This window comes from Paractinoplanes deccanensis (assembly GCF_016862115.1).
In the GTDB taxonomy this organism is placed as follows: domain Bacteria; phylum Actinomycetota; class Actinomycetes; order Mycobacteriales; family Micromonosporaceae; genus Actinoplanes; species Actinoplanes deccanensis.
In genome coordinates, this window is record NZ_BOMI01000038.1 from 39,639 (window position 1) to 58,108 (window position 18,470).

The 18,470-nt window shown below is 71.9% G+C and carries 18 protein-coding genes and 1 tRNA gene; 12 read left to right on the plus strand and 7 right to left on the minus strand.

What is annotated here, in order from left to right:
* Positions 1-102: 102 nt before the first annotated feature.
* Both Ade02nite_RS12190 and Ade02nite_RS12195 read right to left on the minus strand, forming a co-directional pair.
* Positions 103-804, minus strand: coding sequence for a hypothetical protein (locus Ade02nite_RS12190; RefSeq protein WP_203761717.1), 702 nt, complete (start codon positions 802-804; stop codon positions 103-105).
* Positions 797-1,399 (minus strand): RNA polymerase sigma factor, encoded by a 603-nt coding sequence (locus Ade02nite_RS12195; protein ID WP_239168709.1) that lies wholly within the window; start codon positions 1,397-1,399, stop codon positions 797-799. The genes Ade02nite_RS12190 and Ade02nite_RS12195 overlap by 8 nt, the downstream gene beginning before the upstream one ends.
* A gap of 56 nt (positions 1,400-1,455) precedes the next feature.
* Between Ade02nite_RS12195 and Ade02nite_RS12200 the strand changes: the two genes are divergently transcribed.
* From Ade02nite_RS12200 to Ade02nite_RS12225, 6 genes are all read left to right on the plus strand, one after another.
* Positions 1,456-2,649, plus strand: coding sequence for a YncE family protein (locus Ade02nite_RS12200; RefSeq protein WP_203761718.1), 1,194 nt, complete (start codon positions 1,456-1,458; stop codon positions 2,647-2,649).
* A gap of 246 nt (positions 2,650-2,895) precedes the next feature.
* Positions 2,896-4,863: an endo-1,4-beta-xylanase gene (locus Ade02nite_RS12205; RefSeq protein ID WP_203761719.1), complete on the plus strand. Its 1,968-nt coding sequence runs from the start codon at positions 2,896-2,898 to the stop codon at positions 4,861-4,863.
* 55 nt (positions 4,864-4,918) lie between these two features.
* The gene (locus tag Ade02nite_RS12210; protein WP_203761720.1) at positions 4,919-5,218 is read left to right on the plus strand and encodes a hypothetical protein; all 300 of its coding nucleotides are present in this window, start codon (positions 4,919-4,921) and stop codon (positions 5,216-5,218) included.
* A gap of 98 nt (positions 5,219-5,316) precedes the next feature.
* Positions 5,317-6,090 carry a hypothetical protein gene (locus Ade02nite_RS12215; RefSeq protein WP_203761721.1) on the plus strand — a complete coding sequence of 258 codons (774 nt, stop codon included), beginning with the start codon at positions 5,317-5,319 and terminating at the stop codon, positions 6,088-6,090.
* A 76-nt stretch (positions 6,091-6,166) separates the two neighbouring features.
* The gene (locus Ade02nite_RS12220) at positions 6,167-6,982 is read left to right on the plus strand and encodes a hypothetical protein (RefSeq protein ID WP_203761722.1); all 816 of its coding nucleotides are present in this window, start codon (positions 6,167-6,169) and stop codon (positions 6,980-6,982) included.
* 10 nt (positions 6,983-6,992) lie between these two features.
* On the plus strand, positions 6,993-7,349 hold the full coding sequence (locus Ade02nite_RS12225; protein ID WP_203761723.1) for a VOC family protein: 357 nt from the start codon (positions 6,993-6,995) through the stop codon (positions 7,347-7,349).
* A gap of 12 nt (positions 7,350-7,361) precedes the next feature.
* Here Ade02nite_RS12225 and Ade02nite_RS12230 read toward each other — a convergent pair whose 3' ends face one another.
* Together Ade02nite_RS12230 and Ade02nite_RS12235 are read right to left on the minus strand one after the other, a co-directional pair.
* Positions 7,362-8,189 (minus strand): S1 family peptidase, encoded by an 828-nt coding sequence (locus tag Ade02nite_RS12230; protein WP_203761724.1) that lies wholly within the window; start codon positions 8,187-8,189, stop codon positions 7,362-7,364.
* A gap of 74 nt (positions 8,190-8,263) precedes the next feature.
* A complete protein-coding gene (locus tag Ade02nite_RS12235) occupies positions 8,264-9,928 on the minus strand; it encodes an L-lactate permease (RefSeq protein WP_203761725.1) in 1,665 nt (554 codons plus the stop codon).
* Between the two features lie 114 nt (positions 9,929-10,042).
* Here Ade02nite_RS12235 and Ade02nite_RS12240 point away from each other — a divergent pair, with 114 nt between their 5' ends.
* The 6 genes from Ade02nite_RS12240 (at position 10,043) to Ade02nite_RS12265 (ending at position 16,646) form a co-directional block, all read left to right on the plus strand.
* Positions 10,043-11,317, plus strand: a complete 1,275-nt coding sequence (locus tag Ade02nite_RS12240) for a hypothetical protein (protein ID WP_203761726.1) — start codon at positions 10,043-10,045, stop codon at positions 11,315-11,317.
* A 12-nt stretch (positions 11,318-11,329) separates the two neighbouring features.
* Positions 11,330-12,481 carry a sensor histidine kinase gene (locus Ade02nite_RS12245; protein ID WP_203761727.1) on the plus strand — a complete coding sequence of 384 codons (1,152 nt, stop codon included), beginning with the start codon at positions 11,330-11,332 and terminating at the stop codon, positions 12,479-12,481.
* Positions 12,478-14,373: a PAS domain-containing hybrid sensor histidine kinase/response regulator gene (locus Ade02nite_RS12250; RefSeq protein ID WP_203761728.1), complete on the plus strand. Its 1,896-nt coding sequence runs from the start codon at positions 12,478-12,480 to the stop codon at positions 14,371-14,373. Before Ade02nite_RS12245 ends, Ade02nite_RS12250 begins: the two co-directional genes overlap by 4 nt.
* Positions 14,374-14,412: 39 nt before the next feature.
* The gene (locus tag Ade02nite_RS12255; RefSeq protein WP_203761729.1) at positions 14,413-15,000 is read left to right on the plus strand and encodes a CPBP family glutamic-type intramembrane protease; all 588 of its coding nucleotides are present in this window, start codon (positions 14,413-14,415) and stop codon (positions 14,998-15,000) included.
* 304 nt (positions 15,001-15,304) lie between these two features.
* Positions 15,305-16,015: a right-handed parallel beta-helix repeat-containing protein gene (locus Ade02nite_RS12260; protein WP_203761730.1), complete on the plus strand. Its 711-nt coding sequence runs from the start codon at positions 15,305-15,307 to the stop codon at positions 16,013-16,015.
* A gap of 139 nt (positions 16,016-16,154) precedes the next feature.
* On the plus strand, positions 16,155-16,646 hold the full coding sequence (locus Ade02nite_RS12265) for a hypothetical protein (RefSeq protein ID WP_203761731.1): 492 nt from the start codon (positions 16,155-16,157) through the stop codon (positions 16,644-16,646).
* 133 nt (positions 16,647-16,779) lie between these two features.
* Here the strand turns inward: Ade02nite_RS12265 and Ade02nite_RS12270 are convergent.
* From Ade02nite_RS12270 to Ade02nite_RS12280, 3 genes are all read right to left on the minus strand, one after another.
* Positions 16,780-16,855 (minus strand) — tRNA-His (locus Ade02nite_RS12270).
* Positions 16,856-16,969: 114 nt separating this feature from the next.
* On the minus strand, positions 16,970-17,566 hold the full coding sequence (orn, locus tag Ade02nite_RS12275) for an oligoribonuclease (RefSeq protein WP_203761732.1): 597 nt from the start codon (positions 17,564-17,566) through the stop codon (positions 16,970-16,972).
* A gap of 275 nt (positions 17,567-17,841) precedes the next feature.
* Positions 17,842-18,186: a hypothetical protein gene (locus Ade02nite_RS12280; RefSeq protein WP_203761733.1), complete on the minus strand. Its 345-nt coding sequence runs from the start codon at positions 18,184-18,186 to the stop codon at positions 17,842-17,844.
* Positions 18,187-18,470: the final 284 nt, after the last annotated feature.

Consider the following 18,470-nt stretch of genomic DNA (forward strand, 5'->3'; position numbering starts at 1 on the left):
TAGCGTGCTGGGTGACACGCATTCTGGAGTTCACCTGTTGCTTGCCGGGAGATCTGTTCGCTGCCGCAGTGGCGACATGGCGCGATGTGGACAACCGTTGTCCTACTGCATGGACAGCGCCACCTGACGTGCCTGGTGCAGGTCGGTGAAGCCCTCCAGGCGGTACGTGCGCACGTTGTCGTCCCAGATCAGCGTGGGTGTGGCGAGGCGCGCGGTGGCGGTGCGCTCGACGCCGGCGCGGTCGATGTAGGTCAGCGTGTGCGGGCCGGGAAGCCAGGCGGCGAGGGCCGTGCCGACCTGGGTCAGCTCGACCTGCCCGGCCTGCTTGAGGAAGGCGGCGGCCGACCCGTCGATCTGGTCGAGCCGGATCGATCCGCCCCGGTAGAAGAGCGAGACGACGCGGCCCTCGTCGGCCAGCTGCACCCGCTCCGGGTCGCCTAGGGCGGCCGGGAACCGCACGAGCTTGCGGGCCTCGTCGAGCGGAAGGTCGCCGGCGCCGGGCAGCGGGCTCGGGCTCGCGGCGGGTGGCGGCGGGGCGGCCTCGCGGCGCACCTCGATGCCGGCGACCCGCAGCACCTCGGTCACCGCGCCGACCACGGCCGCCCTCGCCGGCGCCACCGCGATCACGGTGCCCACGACCGCGGCCACCAGACCGGCCACCCACGCCTTCCAGCGGCTCACCCGCCTCGCCGTCCGCGCGATGCGGGACCGGACGGCCGCGCGCTGGTCCGCCGGCTCGGGCACCTCCAGCCACGTGGCCAGGTCGCGGAGCTCGGCGATCAGGTCGTCCTCGCGGTCAGGCACCGGCCACCTCCAGGCCCTCGCGCAGCCGGGCCAGCGCCCGGTTGGTCCGCGACTTGACCGTCCCCTTCGGAACGCCGAGGGCGGCGGCGGTCTCCTGCTCGGAGAGGTCGAGCAGGAAGCGGCAGACGAGCACCTCGCGGTCCCGGTCGCCCAGCTTGCGCAGATGCTCCACCAGGTGCTCGCGGCGCTCGTGGGCCATGGCGGAGTCGGCCGGGTCGGGCGCGTCGGCCCGCGGCCCCTCCGCGACGGCGGCGCGCAGGGCGAGGCCGTCGCGGCGCTTGCGGGAGCGGTGCAGGTTGCGCGTCTCGTTCGCGACGATCGCGAGCAGCCAGGGCCGGAAGCCGGACTCGCCGCGATAGCGCGACAGCTGCCGGAATGCCTTCACCAGCGCCTCCTGCACCACGTCGTCGGCGTCGTCACCGGCGCCGAGCAGCACGGCGGCCCGGTGCGCGGGCGCGGTGTAGCGGGCGACCAGGACCTCGTAGGCCCCCAGGTCGCCGTCGCGGGCCCGCGTCACGGCCGCCGCGTCGTCCAGCTCGGTGGTGTCGCTCAGCTCGGATACCTCCGGTCGTTCGCACCGACACTGCCCTGACACCGCCCGCGCGGAAAGGGTTCCCGGAACCTCCGCGCGGCGGCCGGTGTCATCCGGGCATGACCACGCGCCGCACCTTTCTGGCCCTCTCCGGAGGCGTTGCCGCCCTCGCCGCCTGCCGCGAGCCGCAAGCCGTCGCCGCGCCACCACACGTTCCGGACCTCGTGCTGGCCGACAGCGGACGGGGCCTGGTGCGCCTGACCGGCACCGAGTCCCGCCCGCTCGGCGCCGCGGCCGCCCTGAGCCGGGACGGCACGATCGCGTACGTCGCCGGGGAGACGGGCCTGACCCGCGTCTACGCCGCCACCGGGGCACCCGTCCACAGCACGGAGATCGGGGGTGGATGGGTGCCCCGGGTGGTCGCCGAGGCCGGCAACGTCTGCGTCCTGACCAGGACGGCGCACGCGGAACCGCCGGCCGCGCGGACGACGAGCCCGCTGCTCGTGGTGGCGGACCAGCCGCTGCAGAAGTACAACCTGCCCGGCGTGGTCGAGCCGGACGCTTTCACGTCGGACGGCGCCGGGCTCTTCGTGCTCGAGTGGCTGCCGGCCGCGCAGCCGGACCATTACCGCGTACGGCTGCTGGATCTGGCGACCGGGCAGCTCCAGCCGTTGCTCACCCGCGACAAGGTGCCGGTCCCCGCGGGCGCCGAGGAGGAGATGCGCGGCAGCGGACGGCAGGCCGTGCTCTCCGGCGACCGCAAGGTGCTCTACACCCTCTACACGCACCAGCCGGACCACCAGCACACCCGCAACCTGCTCCACGGCACGCGCAACGACGTGCACGCCTTCGTCCACGTGCTGCACCTGGAGCAACGCTGGGCCTACTGCCTCGACCTGCCGGACCCGTTCGGCCACGGCCTGCCGGAGGGGCACGCGCTCGCCGCCGACGCCACCCACCTCGCCGTCCTCGACGCCGCGAGCGGGTCGATCGCGTTCGCGTCGGCGGCCTCGCTCGCCATCGAGAAGGTCGCCCGGATCCCGGCCCTCGCGGCCGCCGGTCACCTCGCGCTCGGCCGGGGACGCGCCTACGCCGCGTGCGGGACTGACGTGCACGTCGTCGATCGCGCCTCCGGCCGGGTCACCGCGCGGTGGTCCCTCGCGGACCCGGTGACCGGCCTGCGGTTGAGCCGTGACGGCAAACGGTTGTACGCCGGCGGCCGCGACCGGGTGGCCTGGCTGGACGCCTCGTCGGGGAGCCTGCTCGGTCGCGTGCCGGTCGAGGGTCTGACCGCCCTGCGGCACGTCGGCTGAGGCGGCGAGCTTTTTGCCGAGCTACCGGAAGTTTCGGCCATACCCCTTCCTGTCGGCTGATCACTCTCTCCACCACGTGCTGGCCAGCGCTTCTGAAAGTTTCGATAGATTGCCGTAAGTTAAAGGTTGACTCATCCGTGTCGCGCTCCCCAAGATGGGAGCCAACGACGATCGTCGATTCGCGTGGCGGGCCGCTTCCACCGGTGGCCCGCCCGCTCCCCCTTACCGACGAGAAGGTGAGTCACCGTGCACAGACGGATCCGTCCTCGATCCCTGTTGATCGCCGGCACCGCCGGCCTGCTGGCCGCCGCCGGAGCGATCGCGCTGGCGCCCTCGGCCAGCGCGGCCACCACGCTCGGCGCCTCCGCCGCGCAGTCCGGGCGCTACTTCGGCGTCGCGATCAGCGCCGGCAAGCTCGGCGACTCCACGTACACCACGATCGCGAACCGCGAGTTCGACATGGTGACCGCCGAGAACGAGATGAAGCTCGACGCCACCGAGCCCAACCAGAACCAGTTCAACTACTCCAGCGGCGACCGGATCGCCCAGTGGGCCACGTCGAACGGCAAGCGGCTGCGCGGGCACACCCTCGCCTGGCACTCGCAGCAGCCCGGCTGGATGCAGAACATGAGCGGCACCGCGCTGCGCAACGCCATGCTCAACCACGTCACCCAGGTCGCCACCCACTACCGCGGCCAGATCTACGCCTGGGACGTGGTCAACGAGGCGTTCTCGGACAACGGCGACGGCTCGCGGCGCGACTCCAACCTCCAGCGCACCGGCAACGACTGGATCGAGGCGGCGTTCCGCGCGGCCCGGGCGGCCGACTCCGGGGCGAAGCTCTGCTACAACGACTACAACATCGACAACCCGAGCCACGCCAAGACGCAGGCCGTGCTGGCCATGGTCCGCGACTTCAAGGCGCGCGGCGTGCCGATCGACTGCGTCGGGCTCCAGGCCCACTTCAACAGCGGCAACCCGGTGCCGTCGAACTTCCAGACGACGGTCTCCAACTTCGCCGCGCTGGGCGTGGACGTGCAGATCACCGAGCTCGACATCCAGGGCTCCGGCACCGACCAGGCCAACAAGTACCGCACGGTCGTGAACGCCTGCCTCGCGGTGGCGCGCTGCACCGGCATCACCGTGTGGGGCGTGCGCGACAGCGACTCGTGGCGCGCGAGCGACACCCCGCTGCTCTTCGACAACAGCGGCAACAAGAAGGCCGCGTACACGGCCACACTCGACGCGCTCAACGCCGCCGGGCCGGGCACCCCGACCACGCCGCCCACCACGACGCCGCCGGCCAACGCCTGCCCCAACGGCTACGTGGGCCTCACCTATGACGACGGGCCCAACCCGAGCACGACGAACCAGCTGCTCTCGGCGCTGCGCTCGGCCGGGCTGCGGGCCACGATGTTCAACACCGGCCAGAACGCGGCGGCCAACCCGGGCCTCGTCGCCGCCCAGGTGTCCGCGGGCATGTGGGTCGCCAACCACAGCTACACCCACCCGCACATGCTCACCCTGAGCCAGGCCGAGATGTCGTCGGAGCTGTCACGCACCCAGACCGCGATCAGCAACGCCGGCGGCGGCACCCCGGTGATCTTCCGTCCCCCGTACGGCGAGACCAACGCGACCCTGCAAGCGGCCGCCTCGGCGCTGGGCCTGCGCACGGTCACCTGGGACGTCGACTCGCAGGACTGGAACGGGGCGAGCACCGCGCAGATCGTGCAGGCCGCGAGCACCCTCACCAACGGCCAGCTGATCCTGATGCACGACAACTACCAGACGACCATCAACGCGATCCCGCAGATCGCCGCCGGCCTGGCCCAGCGCGGGCTCTGCGCCGGCATGATCTCGCCGTCGACCGGCCGCGCCGTCGCACCGTCCGACGGGCCGACCACCCCGCCGACCACCCCGCCGACGACCACCCCGGCGCCCGGCGGCAGCTGCACCGCCACCTACGCCGAGGGCCAGAAGTGGTCCGACCGCTTCAACGGCCAGGTGACCGTCAGCGGCGCCACCAACTGGATCGTCACCGTGACCGTCCGCTCGCCCCAAAAGATCATCGCTACCTGGAACGCCTCGGTGAGCTGGGACTCGACCGGCAACGTGATGACCGCCCGCCCCAACGGCAGCGGCAACGTCTTCGGCTTCACCATCCAGCACGGCGGTAACTGGACCTGGCCCTCCCTGACCTGCCGAACAGCCTGACCCTTCGGTCGGAGTGGCGCCGCGCAGTTCGAGATCAAGTCGGTACATTGGGGACATGGCAACGATCTCTCTGCGCGGCGCTCTGCTGCGGTCGTTGCCTGCCCTGCTCCTGCTGCTGACGCTGGGCCTCGTCGCCCCCGCAGCGGTCGCCGGGCCGGTCACCGCCGGGGTCACCCACAGCACCAGCTCCCCCGCCGCACCGGCCGCAGGGTCCACAGCCGACACTCCGGAGTCACCGGATGCGGCTCCCGCGCGCACGCCCGGCGTTCCCGTCGCCGACCGCACGCGCGTCCTCTCCGCTCAGCACACCGCCGGCGCCCGCGGATCGCGCGCGCCTCCGTCCGCTCTCGCCTGACCATCCGCTGACGCCGCGGCCCTGCCGCGCCGCGCCTCGATGGTCACTGCCCTCTGCGGACTTTCTCTTCTTCTCGAGCGGACAGGACTCCCATTCCCATGAACGTCGTTGCCGAAATGCTGCTGACCACGCCCGCCCCCGCCGCCATCTGGGCGACCCTGATGCTGCTCACGCTCCCCGCCGTGCTGGTGCTGGCAAGCCCCCAGGGCGTACGCCACCCGCGCCGCGCCCTGCGTGACGTGGCCGCCCTGATCCGGGAGCGCGCCGACCGCCGCCGGCAGCGCACGCTGGAGGCGATCGCCGCCACCCAGTACGCGGACGAGGTGCGCGTCGCCGCCGACCGCGCCGAGCTCGCCGCCGCGCGCTGGCAGGAGCGCTGGGAGCAGACCTCCGACGACGTCACCACCGCCTGGCTGGCCTGGCTCGACGCGGACGCCCGCCTGCGCGCCCGCCGTTCCGCCGCCGCCTTCGGCACCCCGTGGAGCGCGCAGACCCCCACCGAGTACGCCGCCCGCGAGCGCTTCCTGCACCGGGCCGTCCGCGAGGCCGCCGCGCACGGCTGGCTGCCCACCGCGGCCGTGGCGGACGCGCTGGCCGGCCGCGCCGGATGGGATCCGCGCCTGCACCCGCTGGAGCAGGAGCTGGTGGTCTGCCGCGCCGCCGAGGGGCACCTGCGCGACCGCTACGAGCGCGCCGTGCTCGCCGAGCGGGCGGCCCGCCACGACGCCTGGCTCGCGCGGACGACCGGCGACAGCCTTCGCCAGGAGTCGTGGGCGGCCACCGACCGGGCGACCCGGCTGCGCCACCTGCTGCTGTCCACCGCCGCCGGGCACGCGGGGCACGCCCTGGCCGCCCGTCCCGGCTACCTGTGACCCCATCGGGTCATCCGCGGGGGCAGTCGCACAGATTCGCCGCTCGCACGGGCCGGGATTCCGCTCCACTCGTGGCATGACGATTGCACGTACGACGATCGGCGCGGTCTCCGCCGTTGTCCTGGCCGCCGCCACCGCCGTTGCCACGGCTCAGCCGGCGAGCGCCGCGCCTCCGCCCGGTCAGCTGGAGTTGCGCTACCTCGGGGAGTTCGCCGGCCCGGCGCTGGTCGCCGACAGCAGCGGCAACGGGCTCCACGGCACCGTGCTGACCGGCGGCGGTGGCGCGGTGACCTCGGTCGAGGAGGGCGGCAACCACTTCCTGCGCTTCCCCGGCGGCAGCTGCACGACGGCCCCCTGCCCGCAGGCCCTGATCCGGCCGGCGAGCACCGTCACGCTGGCGCCCGGCGACGAGGGCGAGGGCCGGTTCGTCCACAGCGCCGACATCCGCCTCACCGAGCCGCCGCCGGCGGAGGCCGGCATGAACGTGTTCCAGTTCGGCGCCGCCGCGGCCGGCATCAGCCAGTGGAAGCTCCAGGTCGACTACGGCCGCCCGTCGTGCCGCTGGTCCGACGGCACGAACTTCGTGCTCCTGCCGGCCGGCCCCGAGGGCTTCACCTTCACGGTGGGCCGGTGGTACAGGGTGAGCTGCGTCCGGCTGTCGCCGGTGCTCTTCCAGATCAGGGTCGACGATCCGGTCACCGGTCGGCAGGTGCTGCCGCCGGCGCAGCGGACCGGGCCGCTCGAGGACATCCTGCCCAGCGGCAACGTGGTGATCGGCGCCAAGCGCGTCAACGCGGCACAGAGCGACGTCGACACCGACCAGTTCCACGGCGACCTGGACAACGTCGAGTTCGGCCGCCGCATCCTCCCGCCGGACGATCGAGGCCTCTAGATTCGACGGCATGACGACGCACTGGACGCTGGGTTGTGACGCGGCGGATCCCCACCGGCTCGCCGCCTTCTGGGCGCTGGCCCTCGGATACGTGCCCGAACCGGGATACGACGAGCCGGACGGCGCGTCGATCGTCGACCCGGACGGGCGCGGCCCGGCGATCGGCTTCCTGCGGGTGCCGGAGCCCAAGACCGCCAAGAACCGCATGCACGTCGACCTCCGTCTCGGCGGCGAGCCCGCGATCCGGGCCAAGGCCGCCGAGCTGGAGGCCGCCGGCGCGACCACCGTGCGCGAGCAGCGCTACGGCGGCCGGTTCGCCCACGTGGTGATGCTCGACCCGGAGGGCAACGAGTTCTGCGTGGCCTGAGCGAGCCCGCGGCTACGGCTTCGTCAGCAGGCAGCCGGACTTGCTCAGGTCGATGGTGCGCGACGCGGTCAGGCAGGTGGTGAACCAGTACGTCTGCTGCCCGTAGCTCTGCCCCTGCACCGCGGTGGTGGTGCCGTCCGGGTTGACCTCGCACGGGTTGTTCAGCGTGCACATCTCGCCGTCGTCGTTGCCGGTGTTGTTGATGCCGACGACCTGGCCGCTGGTGGCGCTCACGATCGGCGAGCCCGACGTGCCGTGGATCGTGTCGCAGGCGGCGTCGTACCGGATCGAGTCCCGCCAGGTCCACTGGTCCTCGCGGAGCTGGCCGACGAAGCCGTCGACCTTGCAGTTCCAGATGCGCTTCCAGTAGCTGGACGGGATCGCGATGCTCGTGCCGGCCGCCGGTCTGGCGCTCGCGATGGTCAGCGCGGTCGCGCCGTAGCGGGACTGGAGCGTGGCGTACGTGCTGGTGAGGCGGTAGAGCGTGACGTCGGTGCCGGTCATCGTGGCGTAGAGGACCCGGTCGGCGCGGACCGTGCCGAGCGAGCCGCCGGAGCTGTTGAGCAGCGTGCCGGAGCGGCTGGACGTGCGGTTGACCAGCACCTGACCGGCGCTGAGGAAGCCGCCCTCGTAGCAGTGGCCGTTGGTGAGCATCATCGCCCGATCGCTGCTCACCGAGCTCGGGTAGCGGACCAGCGAGGCGGAGCAGTTGCTCAGGGCGATGGTGTTGGCCAGCGTGGTGGCCGCGACGGCGTGAGCGGGCGAGGCGGGACCGGCCAGGACACCGGTGGCCGCGGCGACAGCGGCGGCGGCGAGGGCGAGTGCACGGCGTACGCGCATGGAGGTTCCTTTCTGCTTGTGGCAGACCGACCCTCGCATCGCCGACGAATCGATGTCAATCTATAGCGTTCGCGTCATACCGACGGCACCATCCAGTCGAGGACGGGAGTGGCCTGCAGCGTCACCAGCACGCACATGACGAGCAGGAGGATCGCGCTCCAGCCGACGACGCGGCGGAAGATGTCGCCCTCCTTGCCGGCCATGCCGACGGCGGCCGCGGCGATGGCCAGGTTCTGCGGGCTGATCATCTTGCCGAGGACGCCGCCGGAGGAGTTGGCCGCGGCCAGCAGGACCGGGTCGAGGCCCGCGTCGGCGGCGGTCTGCACCTGGAGGGCGCCGAAGAGGGCGTTCGCCGAGGTGTCGGAGCCGGTGACGGCCACGCCGATCCAGCCGAGGATCGACGAGAGGAAGACGAAGAACGAGCCCGCGCCGGCCAGGAACTCGCCGAGGGTGGCGGTCTGGCCCGACTGGTTGAGGACGTACGCGAGGGCGAGCACGGCCATCACGGTGACGATCGCGTGGCGCAGCTCGACGTACGTGTCCCCGTACGCCCTGAGGGCTCGGCCGGGACGCACGCGCAGGACCACCGCCGTGAGGATGCCGGCCAGGATCATCAGCGTGCCGGCGGCGGGGAGCCAGCCGAGGGTGAACGTGGTCGATGCCAGCGGCTGGCCGTTCTCGCCGAGCACGTGGAGGCCGGGCCAGGCGAACTTGACCGTCCACGGTGGCTCGGCCAGGGCGTCCTTGATCGGGCCGAGGTTGGCCACCGAGAAGATCGCGATGATGATCAGGTACGGGGCGTAGGCGCGCGCGACCTCGCCGGCGGAGTCGTGCTTCGGCTCGGCCTCCAGCACGGCACCCGAACCGCCACCGGTGGACGACAGCACCGGGGTCGCGGCCGGGCGCCACACCCGCAACAGCAGCACCACGGCCGCGGCGGCGGCGAGCGAGGCGACGATGTCGGTGAGCGGCACCGAGATGTAGTTCGACGCGACGAACTGGGCCACCGCGAAGACCACGCCGGCGATCAGGGCAGCCGGCCACGTTTGCTTCACGCCCCGCCGGCCGTCGATCACGGCCACCAGGATCAACGGCACCACCACGGCGAGCACGGGGGTCTGGCGGCCCACCATCGCGCCCAGCGTGTCCGCGTTGAGCCGGGGATCGTCGGCGGCGCCCGCGGTGACCGTACCGAGGGTGGTGATCGGTGTCGCGAGGGCGCCGAACGCGACCGGCGCGGTGTTGGCGATCAGCGCGACGGCCGCCGCCTTGATCGGGCGGAAGCCGAGCGCCATCAGCATCACCACGGTCACCGCGACCGGGGTGCCGAAGCCGGCCAGCGCCTCGAGCAGCGCACCGAAGCAGAACGCCACGATGACGGCCTGGATACGCAGGTCGGGGCTGACCCGTTCCATCGAGCGGCGCAGCACGTCGAAGTGGCCGCTCGCGACCGTCAGGTTGTAGACCCAGATGGCGTTGATGACGATCCACAGGATCGGGAAGAAGCCGAACGCGGCACCCTCGCTCGCCGACAGCAGCGCCTGGCCCACCGGCATGGAGTACACGGCGACCGCGACCACCAGCGCCACCGCCAGCGAGATCACGCCGGCCAGCCAGGCACGCATGCGGACCACGCCGAGCAGGACGAAGAGGGTCAGCAGGGGCAACACGGCGAAGATCGCCGAGATCGCGACGGAGTCGGACACCGGGTCAGTCACGATACGGAACACGCCATCCATGGACCACCATCCAAAGTTGTCGATATTCCCTGGTTGAAACGCCATGGTTGCCGATCGACGCCGATGGCGCATCTCGGGATTAAGAAAATGCGCCACCACGTCGAACCGAAGAACATGATCGACGCATGGCTGGACGATGAGGTGCCCCGCCTCAACCGCGCCATCCTCGACGGCGACGCCGCGCCCGGCATGCTCGCCGACCAGGCCCGCGAGATCCTGCTGCCGCACCTGCCCGCGGTCGGCCGGCTCCACCCGGTCGAGGCGCAGCGGCTGGTGGTGCGGCTCGGCTTCCTCGGTGCGTCGCTGTCGCGGCACTACCAGGAGTGGACGCCCGGCGCCCGGCATCAGCCCGAGCGTGCCTTCGAGGGCCTGCTCGCCGGCGCCGACGAGCTGCCGTTCCGCGACTACTTCGCGGCCCTGGCCACGCACACCGGCAAGGGCCACTACGTGCGGGACAGCTACGCCTCGCTGGTCCGGTGGAACGTCGGCACGCTGCGGGTGATGCGCGACGGCGAGTGCCTGGCCGAGCTGCCCGGCGTCTTCGACGACGGCCGGATCCGCAGCTACACCGGCACGGGCAGCGAGGAGCGGTTCTTCCTGCTGGTCAAGCGGGGCGAGGCGATCGAGCTGGCGATCAACGACGTGCTCGACCCGCTGACCCGCGACCACGCCGGGCTGCTCTGCGAGGACGCCGTCTGCCGCGTACGGCTGGCCACCGAGCTGCTGGTCGCCCTGCGCAAGCTGTTCCTCGACTTCGCCTCCGCGCCGCCGGAGGAGAGCATGCCGCCGGAGTTCTTCATGGACGTGTTCCGGCAGTTCGCGGTGCACTGGGCCGAGGACGACATCCCGCCGAGCGGCGCCCTCGACCCGGAGGCGCTCAAGCGCGACTTCCTGCTCGGCATCGCGATCCCCGGCTACGACCAGCACGTGCGCCGGATCTTCCCGGCGCTGCTCGACAGCGAGCGCGCCCAGCTCGACGAGCTGATGACCCAGCCGCCGCTGCCGGAACGGATGCTCGACGCGCTCGACCTCGACCCGGGCGACCTGGCCGTGGCCGAGCCCGCCGACCTGGAGCGGCTGCTCGGGCACCACCCGGCCCTGGCCGACTGGCACCGGCTGCTCACCGAGCACGCCCGGGCGGCCGGGGCCCACCTGATGCTGAGCAAGAAGTTCCTCTTCAAGCCGCAGCGCAAGCGGGACGCGGACGGGCTGGGCGACCAGCCGCTCGTCTCCAACCGCGCCGGGACGACCGGGATGAACGAGACGTTCCTGGAGAGGCTGACCCGGGCCCGGCAGGACCACGTGCTCGCCGGCCTCCAAAAAGTCGCAAAAGCGCCCCGGATCCCCGCCGCGCGGGTAGCGTCGGTGTCCGTCGCACAGGTGGGATGAGAGAGGTCGCCGATGGGCGCTCGGCCCCTGGTGGAAGTGGGCCCCCAGCAGCTCATGGCCCTCATCGACCACACCTCCGCCGTGATTTACATGCGGGACGTCGACGGCCGCTACCTGCTGGTCAACCGGGAGTACGAACGGCTCTTCCGGCTGCGCCGCGAGGACATCGTCGGGCTCACCGACCACGACCTGTTCCCGGAGCCGCTCGCCGACGAGTTCCGCGCCAACGACCTCGAGGCGGTCGCCCGCGGGGTGCCGGTGCAGGTGGAGGAGCAGGCGCCCGGCGACGACGGCCTGCACACGTACATCACCGTGAAGTTTCCGCTGGCCGGTGACGACGGCAAGGCGTACGCCGTCTGCGGCATCTCCACGGACATCACCGAGCGCAAGCGCGCCGAGGAGGAGGTGCGCCGCCTCAACGAGGAGCTGGAGCAGCGGGTCGAGCAGCGCACCGCCCAGCTGGAGGCGTCGACCCGGGAGCTGGACGCGTTCGCGTACTCGGTCTCGCACGACCTGCGCGCTCCGCTGCGGTCGCTGGAGGGCTTCAGCCAGGTGCTGCTCGAGGACTACGCCGAGGTGCTCGACGCCGAGGGCCAGCGCTATCTGTCGCGCATCCAGGCGAACGCCGAGCGGATGGCGCAGATGATCGACGACCTGCTGCACCTGTCCCGGGCCACCCGCAGCGAGCTGCGCCGCGAGCACACGGATCTGAGCGCGCTGGCCCGCGAGATCGCCGAGGAGCTGACCGCGTCGGACCCGGTGCGCACGGTCACCTTCGACATCCCCGACGGACTGGAGGCGATGGGCGACCCGCACCTGATCCGGCTCGTGCTGCAGAACCTGCTCGGCAACGCGTACAAGTTCACCTCGTACGAGGAGGATCCGCGCGTCACGATGTCCGCCTCGATCAAGGACGGGGTGCACGTCTTCACGGTGCGCGACAACGGCGCCGGCTTCGAGATGCGGCACGCGCACAAGATGTTCGACCCGTTCCAGCGGCTGCACGCGCAGAGCGAGTTCGAGGGCACCGGCATCGGGCTGGCGATCGTGCACCGCATCGTCACCCGGCACGGCGGGCAGATCTGCGCCGACGGGGCGCCGGGCGAGGGCGCGGCCTTCTCGTTCAGCCTCTCCCCCGCGCCGGACGGGTGGACCATCCGATGATCCACGTCCTGGTCGTCGACGACAGCGAGGACGACGCGCTGCTGGTGCACCGCGGCCTGCGCAAGGCCGGCCTGGAGATCAGCATGGCGCGCGCCGAGTCGGCCGAGGGCGTCGCGGCCGCCCTGTCCGAGCGCACGCCCGACGTGGTCATCTGCGACTACAACATGCCGGGGGTACGGGCGGAGGACGTCCTCGACCAGGTCCGCGAGCACGATCCGGAGCTGCCGTTCCTGCTCGTGTCCGGCCAGGTCGGCGAGGAGACGGCGGCCGCCCTGATGCGCGCGGGCGCCCGCGACTTCGTCCTCAAGGACCGGCTGGCCCGGCTCGCGCCGGCCGTGCAGCGTGAGATCCACGAGGCCGCGGAACGCCGCCAGCACCGGCACGCCGAGATCGCGCTGCGCGAGAGCGAGGAACGGTTCCGGCTGCTCGCCGAGCACGCGCACGACGTCATCTTCCGGTTCCGGCTGCACCCGGCGCCGGCCATGGAGTACCTCAGCCCCGCCGTCCAGTCGATCACCGGCCATCCGCCCGAGGACTTCTACGCCGACCCCGCGCTGATCTTCCGGCTGGTCGACCCCGAGGACCGAGCGGCGCTCGAACGATCGTGGCAGTCGCCGCAGCCCGGCACGCTGGCCATCCGCTGGCACCACCGCGACGGCGGCGTCGTCTGGATCGAGCAGCGGGCCGGCGCGGTCACCGGCGCCGACGGCCGGCCGGTCGCCATCGAGGGCATCCTGCGCGACATCAGCGAGCGGGTGCGCGCCGAGGAGGACCGCGCCGAGATGGAGCAGCAGCTACGCCAGGCCGAGCGGCTCGACTCGCTGGGCCAGCTCGCCGGCGGCATCGCGCACGACTTCAACAACATCCTCGCGGTCATCTCCGGCTACGCCGCGATCCTCTCCGAGGAGCTCGGCCCCGAGCATCCGCTGCACGCCGACTCGCAGGCGATCGAGCAGGCGGCGGCGCGCGGCAGCGGCCTCACCCGGCAGCTGCTGATCTTCAGCCGGCTGGAGCCGTCGCGGCCCGAGACCCTCGACCTCAACGCGGTCGCCACCGACATGCAGCGCCTGCTGGCCCGCACGCTCGGCGAGGACATCGAGCTGCGGACGACGCTCTCGCTCGACCTGCCGCCGATCACCATGGACCGCAGCAAGCTCGAGCAGGTCATCATGAACACGGCGATGAACTCCCGCGCGGCCATGCCCTCGGGCGGCCGGCTCACCCTCGCCACCGGCGTCGACCGCGAGACCGGGCACGTCTGCCTCACCATCGCCGACACCGGCTGCGGCATGGCGCCCGAGGTGGCGTCCCGCGCGTTCGAGCCGTTCTTCACCACCAAAGGCCGCGGCAAGGGCACCGGGCTGGGGCTCGCCACCGCGTACGGGGTGGTGTCCGACGCCGGCGGCACGATCACCCTGGAATCCGCGCCCGGCGAGGGCACCACCGTGCGGGTCTGCCTGCCGCCCGCCGAGGTGACGGCGCCGGCCGCGACGCTGGTGCCCCGAGCGGCCGCGGACTCCGGCCAAGGGCGCAGCATCCTGGTCGTCGAGGACGAGGACGGCGTCCGCGACATCGTCTGCCGCATCCTGCGCAAGGCGGGGTACGAGGTGCACGCCGCCGGCGACCCGCTCGAGGCGCTGCGCCGGTGCCGCGAGGAGGAGCTGCGCTTCGACGCCCTGCTCACCGACGTCATCATGCCCGGGATGTCCGGCACCCAGCTCGCCGCGGAGCTGCGCCGCACCCGGCCCGGCCTGCCGGTGCTCTTCATGTCGGGCTACACGAGCGGCCCCGCGCCGGGCGGCCAGGAGATCCCGGCCGACGCGCCGTTGCTGCACAAGCCCTTCCAGACCGAGCACCTGCTCGGCACGATGCAGCAACTCCTGCCGCGCTGAGTCCATCTGCCCGTCACCTGGCGCGCCTAGCGTCGCCGGGTGGAATACCTGCTCCTCTTCTACGGCGTCGCCGGGGCCTACATCGTCGCGGACATCCCCGGCGGCCCGATCCCGGTCCTTCTGCTCGCGGCCGCGCTGGTGGTCGTCTCCCTGAGGCGGACGAAGGTGCCGCTCCTCGCGGCGGCCGCCCTGCGCCCGGCACTGCCCCGGGTGCTCGCCCTCTGGGCCGTGGTGTCGCTGGCCGCCGTCGCCGCGGTGGCGCTCCTCGACCGCTCACATCTGTTCGACCTGCCGCGCGAGCAACCGTGGCTCTGGCTCGCGATCTGTGCCGGCTATCCGCTGCTCTCGGTCTATCCGCAGGAGTTGCTCTACCGCGGCTTCCTGATGCACCGCTATCCGTTCGGCGGCGGGGCTCGTGCGGCGGCGGCGAGCGCGGCCGCGTTCGGATTCGCCCATCTGCTCTTCGGCAACGTGCTCGCCGTCGTCGCCACGCTGGCCGGCGGCTGGCTCTTCGCCCGCCGCTATCAGCGCACCGGCTCGCTGCTCGTGGTGTCGGTGGAGCACGCCCTCTACGGCATCACGATCTTCACGGTCGGGCTGGGCCGGTTCTTCTATCACGGCGCCTGACCGGCCGGGGCTGGGCTCCCCGGCCAGGGCCGGCCGCTCCCCTCAGGCGCCGCCGACGTGATGTCCTGCAGGTAGTTGGTGGAGAGGTGCGCGCAGGCGACGTTGTCGACGCTGGGGTTGCGCTGGTGGTGTCGAACCGTCCGGTGTGGATGACGTAGTTCGTCCACTGGGGCCGGTCGGCTCGAACGCCCACTGCTTGTTGGTGTTCGCCGGGCACATCGACGCACTTGCCGCTGCTGACGTTCTGCAGGATCAACTGCGGCGCCGGAACGGCGCGGTGGATCCACTGTGGTGCAAAAGGCTGGTGCGACACGTGCGCGACTGCCCGCAGTGCGTGCTCGGCCAGCACGGCCTGGTCGCGCCCGAGGAACTGCTGCTCGGCATGGTGGCGCTGCCGGTGCCCGCCGCCGTCGCCGCGGGCATCGCCGGCGTCAAGGCCGCATCGATGCTGCCCAAGATGCTCGCCGTCGCGGCGGCCCGCCACAACCTGTGCTTCGTGTTCGGCTCGGGCGAGGGCAACCGGGTGCGGGGCAACCGCTTCTCCGGCAACGGCCGGTCGGGCCTGGATCTGAACTTCGCGAGCCCCGTGACGGTCGAATACAACTGGTCCTACGACGACGGCGAAAACGTCCTGGCCGGCGCCGGCCACGCGCTGCGCCACAACGCCGCCTGGGCCAGCGCCAACCACGGCTTCACCGACGACGCCGGGGCCATCAGCGGGTTGACGCTGACCAACAACACCGCCTTCGCCAATCGCGGTTCCGGTCTCGCCCTCCCGGGCGGCCCCGCCACGTTACGGGCAAATGCCGCGATCTCGAACGGCATCGAGCCGGCGGGGGTCGCCCCCGGTTCCACCGAGACCCGCAACAGCTGGCAGGAGAACGGCTGGTCCGCGGCGACATTCCGCTCCACCGACCCGGCCTCGGCCGAGGGTCCCCGCGCCGCCGACGGCACTTTCCCGGAGACGCATTACCTGGTCACCGGCAACGGGGTAGGCGCCTCGATGCGCAACTGAGGGGACGAAGCCGCTCGCAGCCCCGCCACCATCGTGTACATCGTGGCCGGCACTTCGTTCTCGTAACATCAACCGACCGATGTTTCCTGGCACCGCGAATGCTGATCTCGGGTGATGGCAGCACCTTCTCGGAGGCGAGATGGATTTCAAGAACACCTGGCTCAACCTGCTTTTCATCGCAGGCTCCGGAATTCTGATCAATCTGGCCACTCGCCCGATCCAGAAGGCGCTGGCGAAGTCCAGTTCCACCGTCGCGAATCGGCGACTTCGCAAGAATGCCAAGTTCAACCACGACGTCGGGTGGTACGCCCGCAATCCGCAGGCTCTCGGCTTCCACGTCGGTCAGGCCGTTGTCCGATGCGTCACGCTGCTGGTCACGTACGTCCTGTTCATCGCCATCACGATCACCACCGGCGCCAGCGGGCAGCGAGACGTGTTCACCTCGGCCATGTTCGTCGGCGGCCTGATCGGCAGCGCGATTTTCGGCACCATGCTGGTCACCACCGCCGAGAACGCCTTCGTCCTCATGCAGGAGGTCCGGCAGCGGAACAACTGGTTCCCGCCCGGCCTCGCCGACGAGGCGAGCGCCGACGCGCCCGCGGCCGAGAGCCCTCGCGCAGGCTCACCGTGAGGCGGCGCACGGCGCCACCGGGCTGGTCGCGCTCGGCGCCACCGCGGAACCGTCGGCCCTGACCGCCGGAGGCCCTCAAACGGAGAGAGGACCAGTCCTCAACGCGGACCGGCCCTCTGACCTTGACTACCTCTGGGGTGATCGACGGGACTCGAACCCGCGACCCCCGGGACCACAACCCGGTGCTCTACCAGCTGAGCTACGACCACCATGTTACGAACCAACACTGCGCACGGGAACGATCCCCGTGGTGCCGGACAAGCATAGCGGAATCTCGGCGGGGGTCGTCGAGTGGGTTACCGGGCGCGCCGGGGTGACACCTCTTACAGCTCGGCGGCTATGCCCTTGGCCGTCTCGACGTCGGGGCCGGGCAGCGGGACGAAGATCGTGCGGCGGTAGTACTCCAGCTCGCGGATGCTCTCGCGGATGTCGGCGAGCGCGCGGTGGGCCAGGCCCTTGGCGGGCTGGCCGAAGTACACGCGCGGGTACCAGCGGCGGCACAACTCCTTGATCGAGGAGACGTCGATCATGCGGTAGTGCAGGAAGTCGTCGAGCGCCGGCATGTCGCGGGCCAGGAAGCCGCGGTCGGTCGCGATCGAGTTGCCGCAGAGCGGGGCCGTGCGCGGGTTGGGGACGAACTGACGCACGTACGCCAGCACGGCCTCCTCGGCCTCGGCCATCGTGATCGTCGACGCGCGCACCTCGTCGGTCAGCCCCGACTTGGCGTGCATGTCGCGCACCACCGGCGGCATCGCGTCGAGCGCCGCGTCGTCGGCGTGAATGACCAGGTCGACGCCCTCGCCGAGCACGTTGAGGTCGGGATCGGTGACCAGGGCGGCAACCTCGATGAGCTTGTCCTTGCCGAGGTCGAGGCCCGTCATCTCACAGTCGATCCACACCAGAAGATCCGCCACCCGCACAGCGTACGCCGCAACCCCCCGAACCGCTGCGGCGCGTTTCGGAGCCACCCGTCCGGGCACGGAGGACGCAATACCCGCTTTCAGGCGATGACTTCCCAGTTGGTCCGAGTTCGGGCTAAACTGGTCTTAACGGACGAAGCCCCCCTTCGGTTACTCCGTTCCCCCGGTAAAGGGCCTTCCGCGTCGGCAGCGCGGAGGGCCCTTTCGGCGTTCCTCGTCCCGCTGAAGAAACGACGAAGGCCGCCCCGTTCGGGACGGCCTTCATTGGTCGATGATCAGGCTTCGGACGGCGGACCGGAGCCCTCCCGAGCCGGGTCGGCAGCGCTCGCCGTGGTACGGCGCCGGCGGCGCTGACCGGAAGCGGCCAGCAGTTCGGCGGCTTCCTTCTGATAGGCGGCCAGCCAGCCGGTCGGCGTCCCGCTCCGGGCCGGGATGGTGCCGGTGCTGGTCCGCAGCGGCACGTCCGGCTGCCGGGTGGGCTTGACCACCGGCTGCTTCGGCTTGGGCGTCTTCGCCGCCGACTTCGCCGAGGTCGCGGCCTTGCCGCCGGACCGGGTCGACGTGCTCTTCGCCGGGGCCGCCGGCTTGGTGGCCTTCGCGGGCCGCCTGCCACCGGCCACCGTACGACTCGGCGCCCCCGCGCCCTCCGCCTCGACATCTGCCGCCGGCGACGGCTCGGGGGGTGTCTTCGCTCGAGCGGCCCGGCTTCGCGTGGCCTTGGCAGGCTTAGCCGCCCCGTCTCGTGGGTCGCCATCGCCCCGTCGGCCGGCCCGCGTGCCAGCGGCCGGGCGGTCCGCATCCAGCTCCGCGCCGGGCCCTCGGTCGGACGCCGTCGCTTCGGCCGCGGTCGTCTTCGGCTCCGCTTCGGCAGCCTTCGCGTCGGCCGCAGTCATTTTCGGCTCCG